16 protein-coding genes and 1 riboswitch are annotated in these 21,398 nt (G+C 72.4%); of the genes, 6 read left to right on the plus strand and 10 right to left on the minus strand.

From position 1 onward, the window contains the following. Window positions 1–17: 17 nt before the first annotated feature. The 6 genes from OG738_RS22120 to OG738_RS22145 all read right to left on the minus strand — a co-directional run bounded on the left by OG738_RS22120 (window position 18) and on the right by OG738_RS22145 (window position 10,806). Complete coding sequence (locus tag OG738_RS22120; RefSeq protein ID WP_329056287.1) at window positions 18–1,841, minus strand: ArnT family glycosyltransferase; 1,824 nt, start codon at window positions 1,839–1,841, stop codon at window positions 18–20. A 57-nt stretch (window positions 1,842–1,898) separates the two neighbouring features. Beyond that, window positions 1,899–5,462 (minus strand): cobaltochelatase subunit CobN, encoded by a 3,564-nt coding sequence (cobN, locus tag OG738_RS22125; protein WP_329056288.1) that lies wholly within the window; start codon window positions 5,460–5,462, stop codon window positions 1,899–1,901. 49 nt (window positions 5,463–5,511) lie between these two features. Continuing rightward, window positions 5,512–5,587, minus strand: a riboswitch (cobalamin riboswitch). Between the two features lie 157 nt (window positions 5,588–5,744). Continuing rightward, window positions 5,745–6,755: an NlpC/P60 family protein gene (locus tag OG738_RS22130; protein WP_329056289.1), complete on the minus strand. Its 1,011-nt coding sequence runs from the start codon at window positions 6,753–6,755 to the stop codon at window positions 5,745–5,747. A 4-nt stretch (window positions 6,756–6,759) separates the two neighbouring features. Then, window positions 6,760–7,242 carry a poly-gamma-glutamate biosynthesis protein PgsC/CapC gene (locus tag OG738_RS22135; RefSeq protein ID WP_329056290.1) on the minus strand — a complete coding sequence of 161 codons (483 nt, stop codon included), beginning with the start codon at window positions 7,240–7,242 and terminating at the stop codon, window positions 6,760–6,762. Continuing rightward, entirely contained in the window at window positions 7,242–8,420 is a 1,179-nt protein-coding gene (gene pgsB / locus OG738_RS22140) for a poly-gamma-glutamate synthase PgsB (protein ID WP_329056291.1), read from the minus strand. Before pgsB ends, OG738_RS22135 begins: the two co-directional genes overlap by 1 nt. A 1-nt stretch (window position 8,421) precedes the next feature. Beyond that, window positions 8,422–10,806 (minus strand): methyl-accepting chemotaxis protein, encoded by a 2,385-nt coding sequence (locus OG738_RS22145; RefSeq protein WP_329056292.1) that lies wholly within the window; start codon window positions 10,804–10,806, stop codon window positions 8,422–8,424. A 197-nt stretch (window positions 10,807–11,003) separates the two neighbouring features. Between OG738_RS22145 and OG738_RS22150 the strand changes: the two genes are divergently transcribed. Further along, the gene (locus OG738_RS22150; protein ID WP_329056293.1) at window positions 11,004–11,906 is read left to right on the plus strand and encodes a hypothetical protein; all 903 of its coding nucleotides are present in this window, start codon (window positions 11,004–11,006) and stop codon (window positions 11,904–11,906) included. Here the strand turns inward: OG738_RS22150 and OG738_RS22155 are convergent, their stop codons facing one another. The 3 genes from OG738_RS22155 to OG738_RS22165 are packed head-to-tail and all read right to left on the minus strand — an operon-like array spanning window position 11,907 to window position 13,917. After that, window positions 11,907–12,146, minus strand: coding sequence for a helix-turn-helix transcriptional regulator (locus OG738_RS22155; protein ID WP_329056294.1), 240 nt, complete (start codon window positions 12,144–12,146; stop codon window positions 11,907–11,909). 2 nt (window positions 12,147–12,148) lie between these two features. After that, on the minus strand, window positions 12,149–12,994 hold the full coding sequence (locus OG738_RS22160) for an ABC transporter permease (RefSeq protein WP_329056295.1): 846 nt from the start codon (window positions 12,992–12,994) through the stop codon (window positions 12,149–12,151). Further along, entirely contained in the window at window positions 12,991–13,917 is a 927-nt protein-coding gene (locus tag OG738_RS22165; RefSeq protein ID WP_329056296.1) for an ABC transporter ATP-binding protein, read from the minus strand. The genes OG738_RS22160 and OG738_RS22165 overlap by 4 nt, the downstream gene beginning before the upstream one ends. Before the next feature lie 108 nt (window positions 13,918–14,025). Between OG738_RS22165 and OG738_RS22170 the strand changes: the two genes are divergently transcribed. The 5 genes from OG738_RS22170 to OG738_RS22190 are packed head-to-tail and all read left to right on the plus strand — an operon-like array spanning window position 14,026 to window position 18,226. Next, window positions 14,026–14,340, plus strand: coding sequence for a DUF6191 domain-containing protein (locus OG738_RS22170; RefSeq protein WP_329056297.1), 315 nt, complete (start codon window positions 14,026–14,028; stop codon window positions 14,338–14,340). A 4-nt stretch (window positions 14,341–14,344) separates the two neighbouring features. Beyond that, entirely contained in the window at window positions 14,345–15,421 is a 1,077-nt protein-coding gene (locus OG738_RS22175; RefSeq protein ID WP_329056298.1) for a precorrin-3B synthase, read from the plus strand. Further along, the gene (locus OG738_RS22180) at window positions 15,418–16,041 is read left to right on the plus strand and encodes a precorrin-8X methylmutase (protein ID WP_329056299.1); all 624 of its coding nucleotides are present in this window, start codon (window positions 15,418–15,420) and stop codon (window positions 16,039–16,041) included. The genes OG738_RS22175 and OG738_RS22180 overlap by 4 nt, the downstream gene beginning before the upstream one ends. Then, window positions 16,038–17,519: a precorrin-2 C(20)-methyltransferase gene (locus OG738_RS22185; protein WP_329056300.1), complete on the plus strand. Its 1,482-nt coding sequence runs from the start codon at window positions 16,038–16,040 to the stop codon at window positions 17,517–17,519. Before OG738_RS22180 ends, OG738_RS22185 begins: the two co-directional genes overlap by 4 nt. Next, window positions 17,498–18,226 carry a hypothetical protein gene (locus tag OG738_RS22190; RefSeq protein WP_329056301.1) on the plus strand — a complete coding sequence of 243 codons (729 nt, stop codon included), beginning with the start codon at window positions 17,498–17,500 and terminating at the stop codon, window positions 18,224–18,226. The genes OG738_RS22185 and OG738_RS22190 overlap by 22 nt, the downstream gene beginning before the upstream one ends. 75 nt (window positions 18,227–18,301) lie before the next feature. On the opposite strand, the gene OG738_RS22195 is transcribed toward OG738_RS22190, so the two are convergent. Next, window positions 18,302–21,397 (minus strand): arabinosyltransferase domain-containing protein, encoded by a 3,096-nt coding sequence (locus OG738_RS22195; RefSeq protein ID WP_329056302.1) that lies wholly within the window; start codon window positions 21,395–21,397, stop codon window positions 18,302–18,304. Window position 21,398 lies beyond the last annotated feature (1 nt).

Here is a 21,398-nt window from a genome sequence, read left to right on the forward strand (position 1 = left end):
GCGGTGTTTCCTCGCCGTTAGCACCGGTAGAGCGTGTCCGGGCCGCCGCGCAGCGGACCGGCGCCGCCGTAGGCACCGGGGTCGACGACCGCGCAGTGCTGCTCGATCCAGCGTTGCCGTGCACCCTGGGCCGGGCTGCGCGGCGGCCCGGGCACGGTGGCCGCGCTGCTCAGCACGAACCGCAGCTTGCCTTCCGCGAGCCATCGGTCGAGCTGCGTGACCGACGGCGCGTCGTCGCGGCCGCCGAAGCCGCCCATGCCGATCACGGTCGCGTCCGAGTCGATCAGGAACGGCGCGACCGCGCCCGCTTCGGCGTTCACCGCCAGGGTGATTTCGGTGCCGTTCCGCCGGGCGTAGTCGAGGATGCGGCGTTGCTCGTCCGACAGCGTGGCGGTGCCGTCGCCGCCGGAAAGCACCAGCTTCGGTCCCGGCCCGCCGGGCGACGGCGGGGCCGGTGCGCCCGGACCCGTGGCAGGCCCGGCGGCGGGCAGCGTCCCGGCGGACGTGCTCTGCGCGGCGGCGAACGACCACACGGCGGGGGTGAGCAGCAGCGGCACCAGCGCGGCGGCGAGCGCACGCCGATGCGGCGCGACGACCAGCCACGCGATCGCGGCGACGGCCGTGGCGAGGACCGCCCAGCGCGTCCACCCGTAGAACGACGTGTCCCGCGACGTCAGCGCGAACGCCCAGGCCGCGCTCCCCGCGACAGCGACCGGCAGCAGGGTTCGCCGGTGGCGCCGCCACAGCAGCGCGAGCCCGGCGGCCGACACCGCGGCGACGGCGGGCGCCATCGCCGTCGTGTAGTACAGGTGCCAGATGCCGCCGGCGAAGCTGAAGACGACAGTGGTCACGACCAGCCAGCCGCCCCAGAGCAGCCAGCCCGCGTCACGCCACCGGCGTCCGAGGACGATCAGGACGAGCAGCGCGAGCGGCAGCAGCCACGAGATCTGCCCGCCGACGACGTCGTTGAACATCCGGCCCGGCCCGGGATCGCCGCCGAACGACGACACGGTCTGCTGCCCGTTGTGCATGATCATCACACCGCCGCCCTCGCCGTCGCCGGAGAGACGGCCGAAGCCGTTGTAGCCGAAGACGAGGTCCCACGCGGAGCCGTCTTCGCTGCCGCCCATGTACGGCTTGGCGCCCGGCCACCAGTCGTACAGCGCGATCCACCAGAACGACGAAACGACCAGCACGACCCCGGCGCCGAGGACGTCCAGCAGCCGGCGTTTCAATGGCCCGGTCGTCCCGGCGAGGTAGGCGGCGACCAGCGCGGGCACGACGATCCACGCCTGCAGCATCTTGGTCAGGAACCCGCAGCCGACGAAGAAAGCGCACCACCACAACCACTTCCGGCCGTCCCGCAGCGAGCGGGTGAGCGCGTACGCGGCGGCGACCAGGAACAGGACGAGCAGCGTGTCGGGGTTGTTGTCGCGGTCGATGATCACGGTGACGGGCGTCAGCGCGAGGATCGCGGCGGCCAGGAGGGCGACGTTCTCGCCCGCCCACAGCCGGACCGTGCGGTGGAGCAGGAAGACCGCCGCGACGCCTTCGAGGACCTGCGGCAGCAGCAGAGCCCAGCCGTGGTAGCCGAAGATCAGGACGGAGAGGGCTTGCGGCCACAGGGCCATCGGCGGTTTGTCGACCGTGACGACGCCGTAGGGGTCGAAGGAGCCGAAGAGGAAGTTCGTGAACCCGCTGGTCATCGACTTGACGGCGGCCGCGTAGTAGGTGTTGCCGACCTGGCCGTCGCCGATCTTCCAGGCGTAGAGCACGACGGCGCCGAGGCAGACGAGGGGAAGCGCCCAGGGGCGGGTCTTCGGAGGAGCGGCGGTGATCATGCCCGCCACCCAACCGGGACCGGCGTTTCCCGGGCGTTTCCGCCGCGGCAGAGGGTGTCACTCGGATTCGAGGTCGCCCTCCAGGGACAGGTACACCGCGCGCATCTTCGCAAGCAGCTCCGGATCGGGTTCTTCCCACAGCCCCCGGTCCGCGGCCTCGTTCAACCGCTCCACGATCCCCCGCAGCGCCCACGGATTGGCCTGCCGCAGGAACTCCTGGTTCACCTCGTCCAGCACGTACGACTCGGTCAGCTTTTCGTACATCCAATCGCCGACGACGCCCGCAGTAGCGTCGAAGCCGAACAGGTAGTCCACTGTGGCCGCCAGCTCGAACGCGCCCTTGTAGCCGTGCCGGCGCATCGCCGCCAGCCAGCGCGGGTTCACCACGCGGGCCCGGAACACCCGGGCCGTCTCCTCGCCCAACGTGCGCGTCCGCACTGAGTCCGGCGAAGTGCTGTCGCCCACGTAGGACGCCGGGGCCGTGCCGGTCAACGCGCGGACCGTCGCGATCATCCCGCCGTGGTACTGGAAGTAGTCGTCCGAATCGGCGATGTCGTGCTCGCGCGTGTCCGTGTTCTTCGCCGCCACCACGATGCGCTTGTACGAGTTCTCCATGTCCTCGCGCGCCGGACGGCCGTCCAGGTCGCGGCCGTACGCGAAGCCGCCCCAGACCGCGTACACCTCCGCCAGATCCTTGTCGTCACGCCAGTTTCCGCTGTCCATCAGCGGCAGGAGCCCCGCGCCGTACGCTCCCGGCTTCGAGCCGAAGATCCGTGTCGTCGCCCGGCGGGCGTCTCCGTGCGCGGCCAGGTCCGAGGCGACGTGCGCGCGGACGAAGTTCTCCGACGAAGGTTCGTCCAAAGAGGACACGAGACGCACGGCGTCGTCCAGCAAGGCGATCACGTGCGGGAAGGCGTCGCGGAAGAAGCCACTGATCCGGACCGTGACGTCGATCCGAGGACGGCCCAGCTCGGCCAGCGGAATGGCTTCGATCCCGGTGACCCGCCGGGACGCCTCGTCCCACACCGGCTGGACGCCCAGCAGCGCCAGGACTTCCGCCGCGTCGTCGCCGGACGTCCGCATCGCCGACGTCCCCCACACCGACAGACCCACCGAGCGCGGCCAGTCCCCATTGTCCTCGCGGTAGCGGCGCAGCAGCGAATCCGCCAGCGCCTGGCCGGTTTCCCACGCGAGCCGGCTCGGGATGGCCTTCGGGTCGACCGTGTAGAAGTTGCGTCCGGTCGGCAGCACGTTCACCAGCCCGCGCAACGGCGACCCGCTCGGTCCCGCCGGGATGTACCCGCCGTCGAGAGCGTGCAGCACGGCGTCCAGCTCCGCCGAAGTACCCGCCAGCCGCGGGACGATTTCGGAAGCCGCGAACGAAAGCACCCGCGCGACCGCCGCGTCCGGTGCCACCGAATCCACCGCCGTGACGTCCCAGCCGCGCATCTCCATCGTCTGGACCAGCTCCCGCGCCGTCTTCTCGACAGCGTCCACATCGGACATCGGCGCGCCTTCCTTGAGGCCCAAGGCGGACCGCAGACCGGGAACCGCGCCCTGCTTGCCACCCCACATCTGCGACGCGCGCAGCATCGCCAGCACCAGGTTGACGCGTGCCTCGCCGACCGGCGCCGCGCCGAGGATGTGCAGACCGTCACGGATCTGGGCGTCCTTGACCTCGCACAGCCAGCCGTCGATGTGCAGCAGGAAGTCGTCGAACTCCGCGTCGTGCGGCCGCTCCTCGATGCCGAGGTCGTGGTCCAGCTTCGCCGCTTGGATGAGCGTCCAGATCTGGGCGCGGATCGCCGGCAGCTTCGCCGGGTCCATCGCCGCGATGTTCGCGTGCTCGTCCATGAGCTGCTCGAGCCGCGCCAGGTCGCCGTACGACTCCGCGCGCGCCATCGGCGGGATCAGGTGGTCGACGATCGTCGCGTGCGCCCGCCGCTTCGCCTGCGCGCCCTCGCCCGGGTCGTTGATCAGGAACGGGTACACCAGCGGCAGGTTCCCCAGGACGGCGTCCGGCGCGCACGACGCCGACAGCCCGGCCGTCTTGCCCGGCAGCCATTCGAGGGACCCGTGCTTGCCCAGGTGGACGACCGCGTGCGCCCCGAACTCCTCCTCCAGCCACCGGTAGGCGGCCAGGTAGTGGTGGCTCGGCGGCAGGTCCGGGTTGTGGTAGATCGCGACGGGGTTCTCACCGAACCCGCGCGGCGGCTGGATCATGATGATGACGTTGCCGCTCTGCAGCGACGCCAGCACGATGTCCCCGTCGTCGACGTACAGCTCGCCCGGCGCCGGGCCCCAGTGTTCTTCGGCGCCTTCGCGCAGCTCGGCGGGCAACGCATCGAACCACTTCTGGTAGCGCGCGGCGGGGACGCGGATCGGGTTTCCGGAGAGCTGCTCTTCGGTCAGCCATTCCGGGTCCTGGCCGCCGGCGGCGATGAGTGCGTGGATCAGCGCGTCACCGTCGGGCTGGTCGGTGCCGGTCGGATCGACGCCCGGGAACGCCTCCGCGCCCAGGTCGTACCCCTGTTCGCGCATCCGCCGCAGCAGCTCGATCGCCGACGCGGGCGTGTCCAGCCCGACCGCGTTGCCGACGCGAGAGTGCTTCGTCGGGTACGCGGACAACATCAGTGCGATCCGCCGGGAAGACGGCGGTGTGTGCCGCAGCCGGGCGTGCGCGAGGGCGATCTTCGCGACGCGGGACGCGCGTTCGGCGTCCGGCACGTACCGGGGGAGCCCGTCTTCGTCCAGCTCCTTGAACGAGAACGGCACCGTGATCAGCCGCCCGTCGAACTCCGGGACGGCCATCTGGTTCCCGGCGTCGAGCGGCGACAGGCCTTCGTCACTGGCTTCCCACGTCTGACGGTCGCTGGTCAGGCACAGCGCCTGCAGGATCGGGACGTCGAGCGCGGCCATCTCGGCGACGTCCCACGCCTCGTCGTCGCCGCCGGCCCCCGCCGCCGACGGCCGGGTGCCGCCCGCCGCGAGGACGGTGACCAGCAACGCGTCGACCTGGCCCAGCTCGGCCATCATCTCCGGCTCGCGCGTACGCAGCGAAGCACAGTAGATCGGCAACGCGCGCCCGCCCGCGGCTTCGATCTCGTCGGCGAGCACGTGGACGAAGTTCGTGTTCCCGGACAGGTGATGGGCCCGGTAGTACAGGATCCCGACGACCGGGCCCTCGGCACGCGACGGCCGTTCGAGCACGCCCCACGCGGGTTGCGCGGCGGGCGGCTCGAAGCCGTCGCCGGTGAGCAGGAGCGTGTCGGAGAGGAACCGGTGCAGCTGGGTGAGGTTCGCCGGGCCGCCCTGCGCCAGGTAGGCGTGGGCCTCGGCGGCGATGCCGGCCGGGACGGTCGAGAGCTTCATCAGCTCGGCGTCCGGCGTCTGCTCCCCGCCCAGGACGACGACGTGCGCGCCCGACGACCGCAGCGCGTCCAGGCCGTCGGCCCAGCTCCGCGGCGTGCCGAGGATGCGGACGACCACGATGCGCACGCCGTCGAGCAGGTCCGGCAGTTCGGCGACGCCGATGCGCGAGGGGTTCGCCAACCGGTAGTCGGCGTCGGCCGACCGGGCGCTGAGCAGGTCGGTGTCCGAAGTGGACAGAAGCAGGATCACGAGGTTCCTCCTCGGGGTCCGCGCCCCGGGTCGACGGGCGCGCCGGCCGGAGTTCCTGGCTCCCGGAGAGAGCGTGCTCTCCGGTGACAGTGGCGGGACCGCCCCGGACTCTCACCGGGTTCCTCCACCTGCCGACGCGTGGGTATCGCCCTCACTCTCCGGTGCGCGCGAGACGGCGTCAAGGTGACGTTGCCCGGGTTGCGCCGGGAGCGATCGATGCAGCTTCCCCACCTGCTGTGCTGGTCAGGGACACCAAGGACCGCACCCGGCTCGTGGCGCGCTTCAGAGCCGCTTGGCCGCGCGGAACGCCTTCGCGTAGGTCCCGGACCCGTCGATCAGCGACACGCCACCCGCGTCCCCGAAGGTCGGGCCGTTCGCCACCTTGCGGCTGGAGAGCACGCGGTGGTGGCCGTCGCTGTCGATGCCCAGGTAGATGCCCGTGTGCGAGACCTGCGTCCCGAGCTGCGGCTCCAGGTTGAAGAACAGCACGTCACCCGGCTGGAGCGCGCTGAAGTCCGTCGCCTGCTTCTTCTCGTCGTGGATGACTTCCGTGCCCGGGCCCAGCTCCGACAGCGCCCACGCCCGCCGCGGCAGGCCGGGGCCCTTCGTGTTCGTCCCGAGCAGCGGGTAGCCCGACCGGTAGCCGTAGACCATCCGCACGAACCCGGAACAGTCCAGCGACCGGGCGCGCGCCGGTTCCGCCGCCTCGTGGACGCCGCCCGGGAAATCCCAGCCGATGCCCAGGTAGTCGTAGAAATCCGACTTCTCGAGGCGGCCTTCGGCGCTGTCCGGGCCGAAGTTGGCGTCGCCGGCGATCCGCAGCTTCTTCGAGATCTGGTCGGCCGCGCCGTCGGTGTACTGGAGGGCGATCGCCAGGACGTCCGGATCCGTGTCCCCGACCGCCTTGGGCAGCCAGTCGGTGAACCACTTCTGCGTCTCCGCGCCCGCCTGCCACACCTGCGGCGCCAGCCGGATCCAGGCCGTCGACGTGATGCCGACCTTGGTGAACTTCGGCTCGGTGAAGGTACGGGACCGGCCGGTCAGCAGCACCGTGCGGGAGCCGTCGGTGAAGGACGCCAGCTGCGCTCCCGCGGCGTCGCGGACGATCGTCCGGGGCGGGTGGTCCAGCCGTTCGTACGCGTAACCGCCGGTGACCGCCGCCCCCGAGGGCGCGGCCGACGCCGAGATGGCCGTGATCTCCTGCTCGTCTCGCTGCGCGACGTACAGCGCGGCCGCGCCGGACACGCCGATGACCGCGACCAGGACGCCGATCCGGACCGCCTTGCGCATCATCACCTCACACCGTCGGGACCAGCCCGACCAGCACGCCGCTGATCAGGATCGCGTAGCTGGCCAGGCTGACGCCGCCGGTGGCGAGCATCGTGGCCATCGGCTTCTGCCGCACCAGCTGGTACGCGACCAGGCCAGGCACGACGAAACCCAGCGTCTGGTGCACGAACAGCAGCGGGAAGTCGGCTTGCAGGAAGATGAGCAACGTCGTCTGCAGCACGACGCCGAGCAGGACGACGGCGGCGAAGAGGCGCTTGCCGTAGAGGATCACCATGCGCTGCAACAGTTTCGTGCCGCCGAACGTCAGCGCCGTCATGAGCACGATGATGGCGGCGCGGCGGTAGTCCTCGACCATGGTCAGCGCGATCCAGCCCGGCGTGATCATGCCGCCCGGGGACAGGTTCGTCGTGAGGTAGCAGACCAGCGACAGCAGCAGGCCGATGGCCAGGCCGACGGTGGCGACCTCGGGGGCGAGGGACGTGGTGAGCATCAGGCGACCGGTTCCAGTTTGGCGAGTTCCTCGATGAGCAGTTCCCCCTGGCCGTGGATGTTGCCGATGGCGACCAGCGACGCCTGCCGCCCGACGCCGCCGACGATCCCGCGCAGCAGCTCACGCGGCGAGCGCGAACCGCCGAGGTCGACGACCCGGTCGTGCCACTCGGCGGGGATGGCGGCGCGGGCGCTGCGCGTCGGCTCGCCGATGAGCACCACGCGTTCCGGGGCGATCTTCGGGACGAGCGCGCCCATCTGGCCGTTGCGTTCGACGCGGTCGGGCCGGCAGTTGATGATCACGTGCAGCGGGTCGGCGATCGCACCCTGGCGGCGGAGCTGGTCGATGTTCAGCAACGTCGATTCGGGGTCGTTCGCGGCGAAGACGTTCGCGAACCGCAGGAGACGGCGGCCGGCGCGGTACCGGTGGACCTGCAGCACGCCCGGGTCCGGCGGCGCGGCCCACATGCCTTCGAGAGCCAGCTGCCGGTTGACGTTGAGCAGGTCCGCGACGGCCAGCGCGATCGCGACGTTCTCCTTGAAGGTGATCCAGCCGAAGCGGCGCATCTCCTCGTCGCTGACCGACTCGGGGTCGACGGCGATCAGCTCGCAGTCCCGCTTGCCGGCCTCCTCCTGGAGGATGTGCAGCCGGTCCTTCTCGGCGGTCAGGCAGATCCCGCCGACGGGCATCGAGCGGGACAGCGAGCGGGCGACGTCGTCGAGGGTCGGACCCATTTCGGCGAGGTGGTCCTCACGGACGTTGCAGAGCACGCCGATGGTGGCGCGGATCAGCTTGCTCTGGTTGATTTCCTGCAGGTCGGGCATGACGGCCATGCATTCGATGACCAGCGCGTCCGGCCGGTAGGCGGCGGCGCGGCGGACGATGCCGATCTGCTCGACGACGTTGGCGATGCCGAACTTGCGGTAGACGGGTTCCTCACTGCCGTCGGGGTGGATGAAACGCGCCGCGGTGCCGGTGGTCTTGGCGGTGGTGACGAGGCCGCCGCCGCGCAGGGCGCCCGCGCAGAGGCGCGTGATGGACGACTTGCCGCGGATGCCGTTGACCAGCACGCGCGTCGGGATGCTGTGCAGGTGCCGGTAGTGCCGGCGCTGTTCGGCGATCCCGGCGGCCAGCATCACCGCCGACGCTGTGAGCAGCACGACGTAGAGGAACGTCACGTCAGACCCCGGCCCCGTCCAGCCAGCTGAGGTAGTCGCTCTTGGCCTTCTCTTCGGCGGTCCGCGCGGGCATCCGCGGCGGCGTCCGCGGGCGGGGCCGGGCCGGGCGCGGCGGCTGGGGCTTCTCGGGCTCGTCCACGATCTTCTGGAGCAGCTCGGTCTCGTCGGTCGCCGCGCCGGTCGGGCGGCGGACCTCGCCGAGCCGGTCACGGCCGTCGGTCAGGGCCTGGCGGCAGATCTCGACGCAGGAGGCGATGGTGCCGATCTCGTCCTGGCGCTGCGGGTAGACGACGGCGCCGGTGTCCCCGCCCGCGATCCGCCCGGCCTCCGCGCCGACCCGCCGCAGCGGCCGCACGACCACCAGCAGGTGCCAGGCGAACAGCATCAGCGCGACGACGGCGGTGAGCAGCGCGGCGACCCGCGCGCCCGAGCGCACGGTGTTGTCCGCGACCCCGAGCGAGCCGATCGGCTGCTCGGCGACGACGACCCACTTCAGCGCGGCGGCGTTGCCCTTGTCGGCCAGGCGTTCGGCCGCGACGAGCGACGACGAGGTCGTCTCGCGGGCGTCCTTGCCGGACTGGGCGGCTTCGACGTTCTTGATCAGCTCCGGGTCCGACAGCGCGGAGAACGCGAGGTAGCCCTCGGTGTCGGCGATCGTGCGCTTGCCCTCGTCGACCACGCGGACGCGGCCGCCCGCGGAGCCGAGCAACTCCGCCATCCGCGGCACGTCGTACTCGCCGACCAGGACGTTCTTCGAGTCCGGCAGTGGCGTGAAGGCGTAGACGACCGGGACGCGGCCGCTCGTGTTGTGCTGGCGCAGGCCTTCGCCGTCGGGCAGCTTCACGGGGTCGCGCAGGGACTCGCGCCCGGCCCGCAGCCGGACCGCGCCCTCGGCGTCGGCGACGTAGACGCTGCGGAACCGGCTTTCGGTACCGGCCAGCCGGTCGAGCATGCCGCGCAGGTCGTCCGGCTGCTTCCCCTTGCCCAGCCGGGCGACCGACTTCAGGTCGGTGAGGCCCTCGGCCAGGCTGCGGCGCAGCGTGTCGGCCGAGCGCGTGACGCGGACGCCGTGCTCGCTCAGCATGGTCGGCGACACCGCGGCGTGCTGCCGCCCGAGCGTCGCGGCGACCGCGCCGGACCAGCCGAGCAGCGCCAGCGCGACGAGACCGATGACGAGCTGGGCGGACAGGAACGGGCGCACCTTCGCCGCGGGCTTGCGGCGGCGCAGCTGTGTCGTGCCGGGGCTGCGCCCCGGGCCGGGGGCTCTGCCACCCGGAGCCCCCGCAAGCGTGCAGCGGCAGCGTTCGAGGGCAGCCGTTACGTGGTTGACCTCGCGGACCCGCGACTGCCGGACCGGCTTGCCGAGCATCCCGGCCGCGACGGCGAGCGCGTCGGTGCGCAGCCGGCGGATCGGCGCGACGACCGTGCGCCGCAGCAGGACGAAGCCCGCGACGGCCAGCGCGAGCAGTGCGGCGGCGGGAATCAGGCCGGGCCAGCGGACCGGCACGGCCTCGACCGGGAACCGGCTGAACGACACGACCGACAGGCCGAGGCTGCCGCCGATGCCCGAAGGGGAGACCGGCGCGTACGAGACGACCGGCGCGCGCTGCTTGCCCTTCTCGGTGACGGCGTCCCCGGTGAGCACGCCGGACTGCCCGACGGCGGCCGCCGTGGCGGCGCGGGCGAGCAGCTCCTGGGCCGGGCGGTCGGTCGCGGCGACGTCGGAGCCGTGCGCGTGCAGCACCGCGCCGTCCGCGGCGACCAGCCGGACCTGCTGCTGGGTGTCTTCGTCGAGGTCGCCGGTGGTGGTGCGCAGGGCCGTCGAGACGACGAGCAGCCTGCCGGCGCGGGTGCCGGTGAGCGGGAGCGCGGTCAGCACGAGCGGCGTGTCGCCGGGACGGGCGACCGGGCGGACGGTGAGGTTCGCGACGGCGACCCCGCGCAGCGTCTCGACCGGAACCGGCTCGCCGCGGGTGGCCAGCACCTTCTGCGCGACCGGGTCGTAGACGACGACGCCACGCCAGTCCTCGTAGGTCTCGCCCAGGCGGGTGAGCAGCGCGGCGTCGTCGGCGGTGTCGAACACGCCGGAGCCGGCCGCGACCTGGAGGTCACCGGCGGCGGCCGTCGCCGACGTCGCGACGCTCTGCGCGAGGCCGGCGGTGGTGCGCTGCTGGCCGGCCGTCACTTCGTCGGGGACGCGGCCGCCGGCGTCGTTCGCGCGGATCAGGGAAAGCGGCCCGGCGGTCGAAAGGTAAAGCGCGGTGAAGGCGGCGATGAGCACCAGCAGAACGAACGTGACCGCGGACGCGACCCCGGCGCCGCGCGGGAACCCCGCTTCCGGGATCTGCGCGCGCAACCGCGCCGCTCGATCGTCGTGCTTGCTCAAGAGGGTCTCCCCAGGCCCTTCCGGTCACGCGGTCCCGAAGGACCGCCGGCCATCGCGGCCGCTAGCGAAACGTCACCCGTCCGGGTCACGTGAAGGTATCGATGAAACCTTCGGGTGACGTTACAACTGCCCCCCATCGGGCGGCAAAGGACGGGTAATGCTAGCTATTGGGTGACATCAGTACACTCCGGGTGGTGATGAGCCGACCGCGGACGTTGCTCAGCGTGGCCGGTGTGGTCATCGCCCTGGCCCTGGTGCTGACCATGGTGCTGATCCTCGGTGACGCGAAGTCACCGAAGCCCGTCCCGGAGGCCGGTTTGGATTCCCTGGTGACCGATTTCACCGCCCGCCTGTCCGCGGACCAGGAGTACCGCTCACCGAAAGCCGACGAACGTCGCACCGCGGCGGCCGGCTTCGCGGCGCTCCTGGACCGCCGGAGCACGCCGGAGCTGGCGAAGCTCGGGTTCTCGGTCCGCGACGGCGTCGACCCGGCGACCGGACGGCCGTACACGATCGCCGTCAACGAACCCGGGACCGAGCGGGCGTGGGGGATGTACGTGCTCGACCGGTCGGCACCGCCGTCGCTGGCGGTCGAGGTGCCGCACCCGGCGTTCGACCTGCGGACGGAGCTGTTCGGCGTCGACCTGTTCCGCCGGACGCCCGGCGCGGTGCTGCTGGTGGCGGGCGCGCACCGGAAGGCCGACGGCACCAAGGCGGACGTCGCGCACCAGGAGGACTCGGTGTTCCACGTCATGGCCACGGCGCTGGCGGGGCGGGGGCTGGCGCAGGTCCAGCTGCACGGCTTCCACGACGAGAACCTGCCGTCGACGGACCTCGTGCTGTCGTCCGGAGCGACGGTCGCCGGCGACCCGGCCCGCCGCGCGGCCACGCACCTGACGGCGGACGGCTTCGCCGTGTGCCGCGCGTGGGAGGAGCGCTGCGGCGCGCTCGAAGGCACGACGAACGTCCAGGGCAAGCTCGCCGCGGCCGACGACACGGTGTTCCTGCACGTGGAGATGAGCCGGACCGTCCGCGAGTCCCCGGAGCGCCGGGCCGACGTCGTCCGTGGCCTGGTGGAGGCCGGCCTCGCCAGGCCGTGATCACGCCGAGCGTTCGGAGTCTCCGAGGCGGGGGAAGGGTTTCGTGGAGAACAGGACTTCCACCGGGACCTCGAAGAACTCCGCGATCCGCAACGCCACGAACAGGCTCGGGCTGTACTCGCCGCGTTCCAGGTAGCCGATCGTCTGGTAGTGCACGCCCAGCGCCTCGGCCAGCTGGCGTCGCGAGATCGACCGCTCCGCGCGCAGCATCGCGATCCGGTTGTAGACGACCTCACTCATCACTACCCCACACGCTGCATGGCCTTCTCCCGGCGCTTCGCCACCGACGAACCCGCTTCCCGCCGCGCCATGCGGCGGAGCAGCACCGGGGCCAGGGTCAATCCGACCACGGACCACGCCACGAGCACGCCCAGGGTGGCCAACGGCCGCCACGACTGGCCGATCTCGACGACCACCGCGCCGTCCGGCAGCAGCGCCGAGCGCATCCCGAGCCCCAGCCAGTACATCGGGAACACCTGCGCGATGTCCTGCACCCACACCGGCAGCGACGTGATCGGGTAGAAGATCCCCGAGATCGCGCCCAGGCCCAGTACCGGCAGCGTGATGAACCCGATGGACCGCGCGCTGGAGGTGAGCGAACCCAGCGCGGCGCCGAGCGGCAGCGTCGCGGTCAGGCCGACGGCCAGCACCCACAGCAGGTGCAGGTACGACCAGCCGCCGCCGGGTGCCAGGGCCGGGTACAGGAACAGGCAGGGGACGAGCGTGAAGAGCAGCCCGGTGACCTGCGTCAGCGACAGCGACGTCGTCTTCCCGACGAGGTAGCCGAGCATGCCGTTCGGCGTGGCCTTCGCGCGCAGCAGCGTGCCGTCCTCGCGGTCGACGGCCAGGTAGCCGGCCGCGCCGTTCAGCCCGTTGAACACGATCCCGGCGCCGAGCACGCTCGGCACGGTGGCCGCGCCGAGCGAGAACCCGGTGCCCGGCAAGGCGGAGTTGCGCATGAAGAACAGGACGCCCAGGAAGATCCCGATGAAGACGAACTGCCCGATCGCGTCCTCGCGGTTGGTCCACGTCTGCTTGAACTCGATCCAGCCGCGGGCCAGCCCGGCCCGCACCGCGACGGCGTTCACCGCGCACCCGCTTCCTGAAGGCCCAGCTCCGTCTCGCCGCCGGCTTCGGCGCGGCGGACCAGCGTCATGTACGTGTCCTCGAGCGACGCCCGCCGGACCTCGAGGTCCGCGACGGCCTCGCCGTGCTGCTTGAACAGCTCGTAGACGTACTTCGTCGCTTCGGTCGTCGAGTGGACGAAACGCTGGCCGTCGAGGGTCCAGCGGACCTCGGCTTCGCCGGAGATCCGGCGGCTCAGCGCGTCGGCCGAGCCGTCGGCGATGATGCGGCCGCCGTTGAGGATCATGATCCGGTCGGCCAGCTTCTCGGCCTCGTCGAGGTCGTGCGTGGTGAGCAGGATCGTGGTGTCCAGCTCGTCGGACAGGCGGTGCACCAGGTCGTGGAACTCGCGGCGCGCTTCCGGGTCGAAGCCCGCCGTCGGCTCGTCGAGGAACAGCAGCTCGGGACGGCCGACGATGCCGATCGCGACGTCGAGCCGCCGCCGTTGCCCGCCGGAAAGGCTCTTGAGCTTCTTGTGCGCGTGCTCGGTCAGCCCGACGGCCGCGATCAGCTCGTCGGCGTCCCACGGCCGCGGGTGCGAGGCCGTCGAGTACGGCGCGTAGTACCGGCCGAGGTGCGCGAGCAGCTCGCGGACGCGCCACTTCCCGTGGTCGCGCCAGGACTGGAGCACCACCCCCAGCCGCGCCCGCCAGTCCTCGCCGCCGTGCGCCGGGTCCACGCCCAGCACGGCCACCTCGCCCGCCGACCGCATCCGGAACCCCTCGAGGATCTCGATCGTCGTCGTCTTGCCCGCGCCGTTCGGCCCGAGCAGGCACACGACCTCGCCCCGGTACGCCTCGAAGCCGACGCCGTGGAGCACGTCGTTCGCGCCGTAGCGCATCCGCAGGCCGCGCACGCGGACCACGGGAACCGCAGGATCTCTCATCACGTCACCCCCATCGAACTGGTGCGATCGAATGTAGCACACCTACTACATTCGATCAGACTTCTGCTGCGCCGGGAACTTGACCCGCGGTCATCCGGTTCGCGGGGCATGGGAACTTGGCTGGGGCTGGCGCTCCCGGGTGGTGTCGTGGTCGTGCTGGTCATGGCGGCGATCGAGCTGCGGCCGCGCAAGAACGGCTCGCGCTTCAAGGCGCGCCTGTCCGCGACCTACCTCGAGGAGACGACCGCGTTCCTCTACGGCACCAAGCGGCGTGAGCTGGAACACCGGGAAACGACGTCGATGCTCGTCGAGCAGGACGCCGAAGGTGCACCACCCTCGCGTGACGTGGACTTGGACCGGGGAATCGCGAGGATCCGGCCGCGTTCGGACCCTCAGGAGCCCGGCAACCGCCAGCTACAGTGACCCCATGCCGACCCCAGCGCGTGTGCGAGCCGACGCGTGCCCGGGTGTTTTCGCACCCCACGACGCCGCCGACGGCCCGTTGGCGCGGGTCCGGCTGCCCGGCGGTGCGGTTTCCGCCGCGCAGCTGCGCGCGCTGGCCGACTGCGCCGAAGCGTGCGGAGACGGCGACCTCCACCTCACTTCGCGCGGCAACGTCCAGTTGCGCGGCGTCACCCGGCCCGGTCTCGCGGCACGGCTGACCGACGCCGGCCTGCTGCCTTCGCCGTCGCACGAGCGGGTCCGGAACGTCCTGGCCTCGCCGTCGAGCGGGCTGCGTGGCGGCCTCGCCGACGTCCGGGGGCTGGCCGCCGCGCTCGACGCCGTTCTCTGCGCGACCCCGGAACTCGCTTCGCTGCCCGGCCGGTTCCTCTTCGCCTTCGACGACGGACGCGGCGACGTCGCCGGTGAGGGCCCCGACGTTTGCTGGCGGGCTACCGGCCCGTCCGAGGGGACTTTGCTGCTCGCGGGCGGCGACACCGGACGTCGCGTGGCTCGCGCCGACGCCGTCCCGGTGCTGGCCGACGTCGCGCTGGAGTTCGCCCGGGTGCGCGGGTCCGCCTGGCGCGTCGCCGAACTCGACGACCCGGCCTGGCGCGGCACTCCGGCGCCGCGGACCCCGGCAGACGCCCCGGCCGGGTTGCTCCAACGCGACGACGGCGGCCTCGCGGCGGGCGTCGTGCCGCGCTTCGGGCAGCTGACCGCGCAGCAGGCCCGGGCCCTCGCCGAGTTCGGTGCCGCGGTGGTCACGCCGTGGAAGTCGCTGGTCCTGCCGGACGTCCCCGCCGACGTCTTCGAGCGGCTGGGCTTCGGCGGCGAGCCGCTCGGGACCAGCGCGTGCATCGGCCGTCCCGGCTGCGCGAAGTCGCTGGCCGACGTCCGCGCCGACGCCGTGTTCCTGCCGGGCCTGCGCGCGCACTTCTCGGGCTGTGCACGGCGGTGCGGGAAGCCGTCCCAGTCCCATGTGGACGTTGTCGCCGAAGCGGGCGGCTACCGGGTGGACGGCCGCTGGGTGCCGCTCGAAGAGCTGAAAGGGAACCTGTGATCGACTACCTGCGGGACGGTGCCGAGATCTACCGGCACTCGTTCGCCACGATCCGCGAGGAGGCGGACCTGGCGATCCTGCCCGACGACGTGGCGGGCCTGGCGGTCCGGATGATCCACGCCTGCGGCATGGTCGATCTGGTCGACGACCTGCGCTACACGCTCGACGTCGTCGAGTCCGGGCGCGCCGCGCTCGAGGCAGGCGCGCCGATCCTGTGCGACGCGCAGATGATCGCGAGCGGCGTCACCCGGCGCCGGCTGCCCGCGGGCAACGAGGTGCTCTGCACGCTGTCGGACCCTTCGGTGCCCGGCCTCGCGGAGCGGATGGGCACGACGCGCTCGGCCGCGGCGCTGGAACTGTGGCGCGACCAGCTGCCCGGCTCGGTCGTGGCGATCGGCAACGCGCCCACCGCGCTGTTCCGCCTGCTGGAGATCCTCGACGAAGGCGTCGGCGCGCCCGCGGCGATCATCGGCGTGCCGGTCGGGTTCGTCGGCGCGCTCGAGTCCAAAGTGGAGCTGGCCAAGCGGGCACCGGCGCCGTACCTGGTGGTGCACGGACGGCGCGGTGGCAGCGCCATGGCCGTCGCCGCGATCAACGCCCTCGCGAGCGCCGAAGAATGACCGGGACCCTCTACGGCGTCGGGCTCGGCCCCGGCGACCCGGAACTGATGACGGTCAAGGCGGCCCGGCTGATCTCCGAGGCGTCGGTGATCGCGTACCACTGCGCGCGGCACGGGCGGAGCATCGCGCGGTCGGTCGCCGAGCCGTACCTGCGGGAAGGGCAGGTCGAGGAGAAGCTCGTCTACCCGGTCACGACCGAGACGACCGACCACCCGGGCGGGTACGAAGGCGCGATCGCGGACTTCTACGAGCTGAGCGCGAAGCGGCTCGCCGAGCACCTCGACGCGGGGCGTGACGTCGTCGTGCTCTGCGAAGGCGACCCGTTCTTCTACGGCTCGTACATGTACATGCACGAACGGCTTTCCGGCCGGTTCGAGGCAGTCGTCGTGCCCGGCGTGACGTCGGTGAGCGCGGCGTCGTCGGTGCTCGGCCGGCCGCTGGTGCAGCGCGACGAGGTGCTGACGGTGCTCCCGGGCACGCTCCCGGCGCCCGAGCTGGCCCGGCGGCTGGCGGACACCGACGCGGCGGCCGTGCTGAAGCTCGGCCGGACGTTCTCTTCCGTGCGGGACGCGTTCGAGGAGGCGGGTAAGCTCGATTCCGCCGTCTACGTCGAACGCGCGACCTGGGGACAGCAGCGCGTCGAGCCGCTCGCTTCGGTGGATCCCGCTTCGGTGCCGTACTTCTCGCTGGCTCTGGTGCCTTCGCCCGCTTACGCGGCGCGGGTCTCGCCCGCTCCGGCCGCCGCTTCGGCGGCTTCGGAGGTCGTCGTCGTGGGCCTGGGCCCGGCGGGTCCGGAGTGGCTGACGCCGGAGGCCGAGGCGGAGCTGGCGGCGGCCGACCACGTCGTCGGGTACGGGCCGTACGTCGCGCGGGTCCCGCAGAAGGCGGGGCAGCGGCGGCACGCGTCGGGCAACCGCGTCGAGGCGGAGCGGGCCCGCGAGGCGTTGTCCCTGGCTTCCGCGGGGTCCCGGGTGGCGGTCGTGTCCTCGGGCGACCCCGGGGTGTTCGCGATGGCGTCGGCGGTGCTGGAGCAGGTGGCCGCGGGCCACGGCGCGGGCGTCCGCGTCCGGATCGTCCCGGGCGTGACGGCGGCCCAGGCGGCGGCGTCCCGCGTCGGCGCGCCGCTGGGGCACGACTACTGCGTGCTGTCGCTGTCCGATCGGCTGAAGCCGTGGGAGATCATCGAGAAGCGCCTCGAAGCGGCGGGCGCGGCGGATCTGGTGCTGGCGCTGTACAACCCGGCTTCGCGCACCCGGACGACGCAGCTGGCGTCCGCTCGCGACGTCTTGCTGCGGCACCGCTCGCCGTCGACGCCGGTGGTGGTGGCGCGCGACGTCGGCGGCCCGGAGGAGGACGTCCGCGTCACGACGCTGGGCGAGCTTGATCCGTCCACTGTGGACATGCGGTGCCTGCTGATCGTGGGCTCGTCGAAGACCCGCGCGGAGAACGGGGTGGTGTGGACTCCGCGCAGCTACTGACGTCCGACGTCCGCCGGGCGGAGCGCGCCCTGCACCGCCGGACGGCGCTGGCGTGCGAGGCGGCGTCGGCCGCGGGGGTGCCCGGCCGCTTCCGGGTGTGGGACCGGGCGGGGTTGCTGGCGGTGCTGGCGACCGACCCCGCGCTCGGCTACCTGTCGACGGTGACCGGAGTGACCCGTGAGACGCTGCCCGCGCTCGCCGGGTTGCTGCGTTCGCCCGACTGGGACGGCGTCCAGCCGGCGGTCGTCGCCCCGGCCGGGCTGCCGGTGCCGGGCCTGGTGCCGGCGGGCGAGCGGTACCTGGCCGTCCGCCGGCTCGAGCCCGCCCCGGCGCCGCCTGCGGAAGCGGCCGAAGAGGAGGTCTTCCTGCGCGTCCTGCTGGCCGGCTTCGAGGCGAGGGGAGCGGTGGCCGCGTACATGACCGCGGAACACCGGCTCCCGATCGTGCGACGGTTCCTGGTGGGGGACGTCGCGGCCGCGGGCATGACGATCGACGGCGAGGTCGCGATCCTCGGAGCGGCGTCGACCCTGCCCGCTCACCGTGGCCGGGGCGCCCAGCCGACGTTGCTGCGCCGCCGGCTCGAGGCGGCCGCCGCGGAGGGCTGCACCCTCGCCGTGGCGACGGCCCGCCCCGGCTCACCGAGCCTGGCCAACCTGGAGAGCGCCGGGTTCCGCCTCCACCGCCGTCAGGCGTGGACGAAACCCTGACTCGGCGCGTAGGTCTGCCGCGGCTTGTCGTGAGTGAGAAACAGGGTTAGCACACTGTTTCTCACTCACGACCTCTCAGCGCGTCGGGTCCTTGCCGTTGGGCTGGCTCGGGCCCGGTCCCGGGGACCACCACCCCGGCACGGTCTTCTCCCCGTGCACCACCGTCGGCGCGATGCCTTCGGTGAACGGCTCGATCTGCAGCAGCTGGCCCCACGACTGGCTCGGCTGCCCGATCAGGTAGCTCGGCACCTCGGGTTCCTCGGCCAGCTCCTCCAGCCACCCGATCGGCCCGCCGTTGGTCGACGACGCCCACTCCGCCTCGTCCGCCAGGCCGCCCGCCGTGATGCGGTACTCCGGCACCTGCGAAATCCCGTCGTGGGACGTCACCGGCTGGACGCACGGGTACACGAACGACGCCGGCCAGTCGACGTACACCGGCTTCGAGCCGATCTTGTCCGTCAGCGTCGTGAACGTCGGGACGCGCGGGGCCGACGCCGCGATCCAGCCGTCCTCCGTCAGGTCGTTGTCGACGATGTTGATCCGGACGGCGTTCGTCTCCGCGGGGAGGTCGCGCAGGTTGATGCGCGTGTCGTTCCAGCCGCCCGTGCCCGAGCCCGGCGGGAGCATGAACTGGCTGCGGAGGATCTTCACGCCCTCCGGGGTGTTGACGCCGTAGTCGAGGCTGACCGACGTCGGGCGGCGGGCCGCGCCGGCCGTGGCCACCACGATCTGGCCGTCCGCGGGCTTCTCCGTCAGCGCGTACCAGTCGCTGCGCAGGCGGCCCGCGCGCGTCTCGGGGTCGAGGTAGCTCGACCACATCGGCACGGTATCCGGGGTGAACCCGTGCGGCGGCTCGGCCAGCGGGTCCTTGTCGTCGACCGCGCGGGTGTGGAAGCCGGTCTGGACGCGGCCGTTGTCCTGGTCGGGGTTGGGCAGCGGCGAGTTCGCCGGCTCCTTGGGCTTCTCCGCGACCGTCCGCTGCTCGGCCTGCGGGTGCAGGACGCTCGTCGCGGCATCGCGCTCCACCATCACGTGGTCGGAGAGGTTGCAGCTCTTGCCGAACAGGTGCCCGATGTTCGCCGCGCCCAGGCTGTAGCTGCCGGCCTGGTTGTGGATCGCCCACGCCATCGTGACGAACTCGCCGCCCGCCACCAGGCCGCAGACCACGACCAGCGACAGCGACCCGAGCCGCAGCGCGCGCAGCCGGCCTTCTTGGGGCTGGGCCGGCAGGCCCGGCCGGTGCGCGCGGACGTTCTCGACGAACGCGTAGACGCCGGCGATCGCGGCCGCCGCCAGCAGGATCGTCGACAGGCCGATGCCGCCGATCGACGGCGCCACGTTCGTCCACTGGACGCCGAGGCGCGAAACGAACCAGTACGTGTTCGGCCCGGTCGCCGCCAGCGCGGCGACCACCAGCAGCGCCGCGAGGAAGGCCGCGCGGTTGCGTTTGGACCGCAGCACCGTCGAGCTGGTCGCGAGCGCGGCCAGCGCCGCCATCGACGCGCCGACCGCGGCGAACGCGCCGAAGTGGTGCGTCCACTTCGTCGGCGTCAGGGCCAGGAGCAGGAAGAACACCGCCGTCGTGCCGATCAGGCGACGGGCGGGGCCGAGCGACGCACCGGGGATGCGGCCGCGGCGCAGCAGCATCACCAGGCAGGTGGCCGTGCACAGCACGACCAGCAGCACCGGGAACCGGCGGGGCGCCGAGCCGTCCGGCAGGTCCGCGAACAGCAGCTGGTAGCGCGCCAGCTCCTGGAACCACGACAGGTTCGGGCCCACCTGGGTCCGGATCCGCGTCGCCTCCTGGACGGTCGCGAACGTCTGGTCGGCGAACACCACGACGAGCACCAGCAGCCCGGCCGCGGCGATCGGCGCGAGCACCGGCAGCCAGCCGCTCTCGGTCGCGCGCTGGCGGATCAGCTTGAACAGCGGGCGCGCGGCGACCAGGAACGGCGCCACCGCGATCAGCCCGGTGGGCGTCGCGGCCAGGGTGAACCCGGCCGCGGTCAGGCCGAGGCACATCGGCAGCAGCCGCCGCGTCACGAGCGTGCGCTCCACGGCGCAGATCGCCAGCAGCGAGCCGAGCGCGGCCACCGGTTCCGGGCGGACCCCGTTGTTGTAGGGCATCCACCAGATCAGGAACACCGTCGCCGCCGCCCAGCTGGCCGGGCGGCTGGTGCGGATCTGGGTGCCCAGGCGCGGCATCACCTCGCGGCTGATCAACAGCCAGCTGAGCACGCCCAGCAGGAACGACGGCAGCCGGATCCACGGCGGCACCACGCTGACGTGCGCCATCAGCTCAAAGACGTGGTAGAACCAGCCGAACGGCGCCTCGGCGACCCCGAACCAGCGGTGGTAGTTCGTCAGGAACCCGGTCTGCTCGGTGACCCGGGCCATCGTCAGGATGTAGCCGTCGTCCGAGGTCACCGGCCCGATGAAGACCCACGCGCCGAGCGCGGCGATCACCGTGACGTCCCGCATGGTCAGCCGCCACCAGCCGACCGGCGCCCAGCGCGGCGCGCGTCTCGCGGAGCCGGAGTCGCGGCGCCAGACCGCGATCATGCAGCCGATCAGCGACAGCACGGCGAGCACGCCGACGCCGATCTTCAGCGCGGTCGGCGAAGTCTGGTAGCGCGTGTCCGGCACGACCGAGACGTGCAGGCCGGCGATGGGGTCCTTGCTCGAGTTGATCGAGGAGTAGATGCCGACCACGCGCGGCCGGACGTCGCCTCCTGCGTGGAAGATCGGCGTCCCGGCCACGGCGAGGGTCATCTGCGTCGCGTCGACGTCCAGCTCGACGTCGCACTTCTCGGCGGGCAGCGGCTGCTGCGCGATCTGCTGGCCCTGGCTGGAGGCGAACAGCACGCCGTTGTCGACGCGCAGTTGCATGCCGACGCCCTTGCCCGCATTCGGGTCGGTGCGCCCGTCCGGCACGGTGGCGAACAGCAGGCCCGGGCCGCTGGTGCGGGCGTCGACCGAGCGGATCGCCGCGCACGGCAGTTCGGCGCGCAGGTCCTGGGCCCAGTACCCGGTCAAGGGCGCGTTGACGGAGCGGGTGTCGCTGCCGGTCGGCCAGACGACCTCCGCCGTGTCCTGCACCACCGGCAGGAAGGGGAAAGCCAGCGCGCACAAGGCCGAGAGCAACCCCAGCGCTACGGCAATCAGACGCATC

It is taken from the genome of Amycolatopsis sp. NBC_01488 (assembly GCF_036227105.1).
In the GTDB taxonomy this organism is placed as follows: Bacteria; Actinomycetota; Actinomycetes; order Mycobacteriales; family Pseudonocardiaceae; genus Amycolatopsis.

Bases quoted from the DNA above. Each gene is read 5' to 3' on its own strand.
- OG738_RS22175 (WP_329056298.1), top strand. From the start codon at position 14,345: ATGCCGACCCCAGCGCGTGTGCGAGCCGACGCGTGCCCGGGTGTTTTC.
- OG738_RS22120 (WP_329056287.1), bottom strand. From the start codon at position 1,841: ATGATCACCGCCGCTCCTCCGAAGACCCGCCCCTGGGCGCTTCCCCTC.
- OG738_RS22155 (WP_329056294.1), bottom strand. From the start codon at position 12,146: ATGAGTGAGGTCGTCTACAACCGGATCGCGATGCTGCGCGCGGAGCGG.
- OG738_RS22185 (WP_329056300.1), top strand. From the start codon at position 16,038: ATGACCGGGACCCTCTACGGCGTCGGGCTCGGCCCCGGCGACCCGGAA.
- OG738_RS22135 (WP_329056290.1), bottom strand. From the start codon at position 7,242: ATGCTCACCACGTCCCTCGCCCCCGAGGTCGCCACCGTCGGCCTGGCC.
- OG738_RS22170 (WP_329056297.1), top strand. From the start codon at position 14,026: ATGGGAACTTGGCTGGGGCTGGCGCTCCCGGGTGGTGTCGTGGTCGTG.
- OG738_RS22130 (WP_329056289.1), bottom strand. From the start codon at position 6,755: ATGATGCGCAAGGCGGTCCGGATCGGCGTCCTGGTCGCGGTCATCGGC.
- OG738_RS22195 (WP_329056302.1), bottom strand. From the start codon at position 21,397: ATGCGTCTGATTGCCGTAGCGCTGGGGTTGCTCTCGGCCTTGTGCGCG.
- OG738_RS22150 (WP_329056293.1), top strand. From the start codon at position 11,004: ATGAGCCGACCGCGGACGTTGCTCAGCGTGGCCGGTGTGGTCATCGCC.
- OG738_RS22165 (WP_329056296.1), bottom strand. From the start codon at position 13,917: ATGAGAGATCCTGCGGTTCCCGTGGTCCGCGTGCGCGGCCTGCGGATG.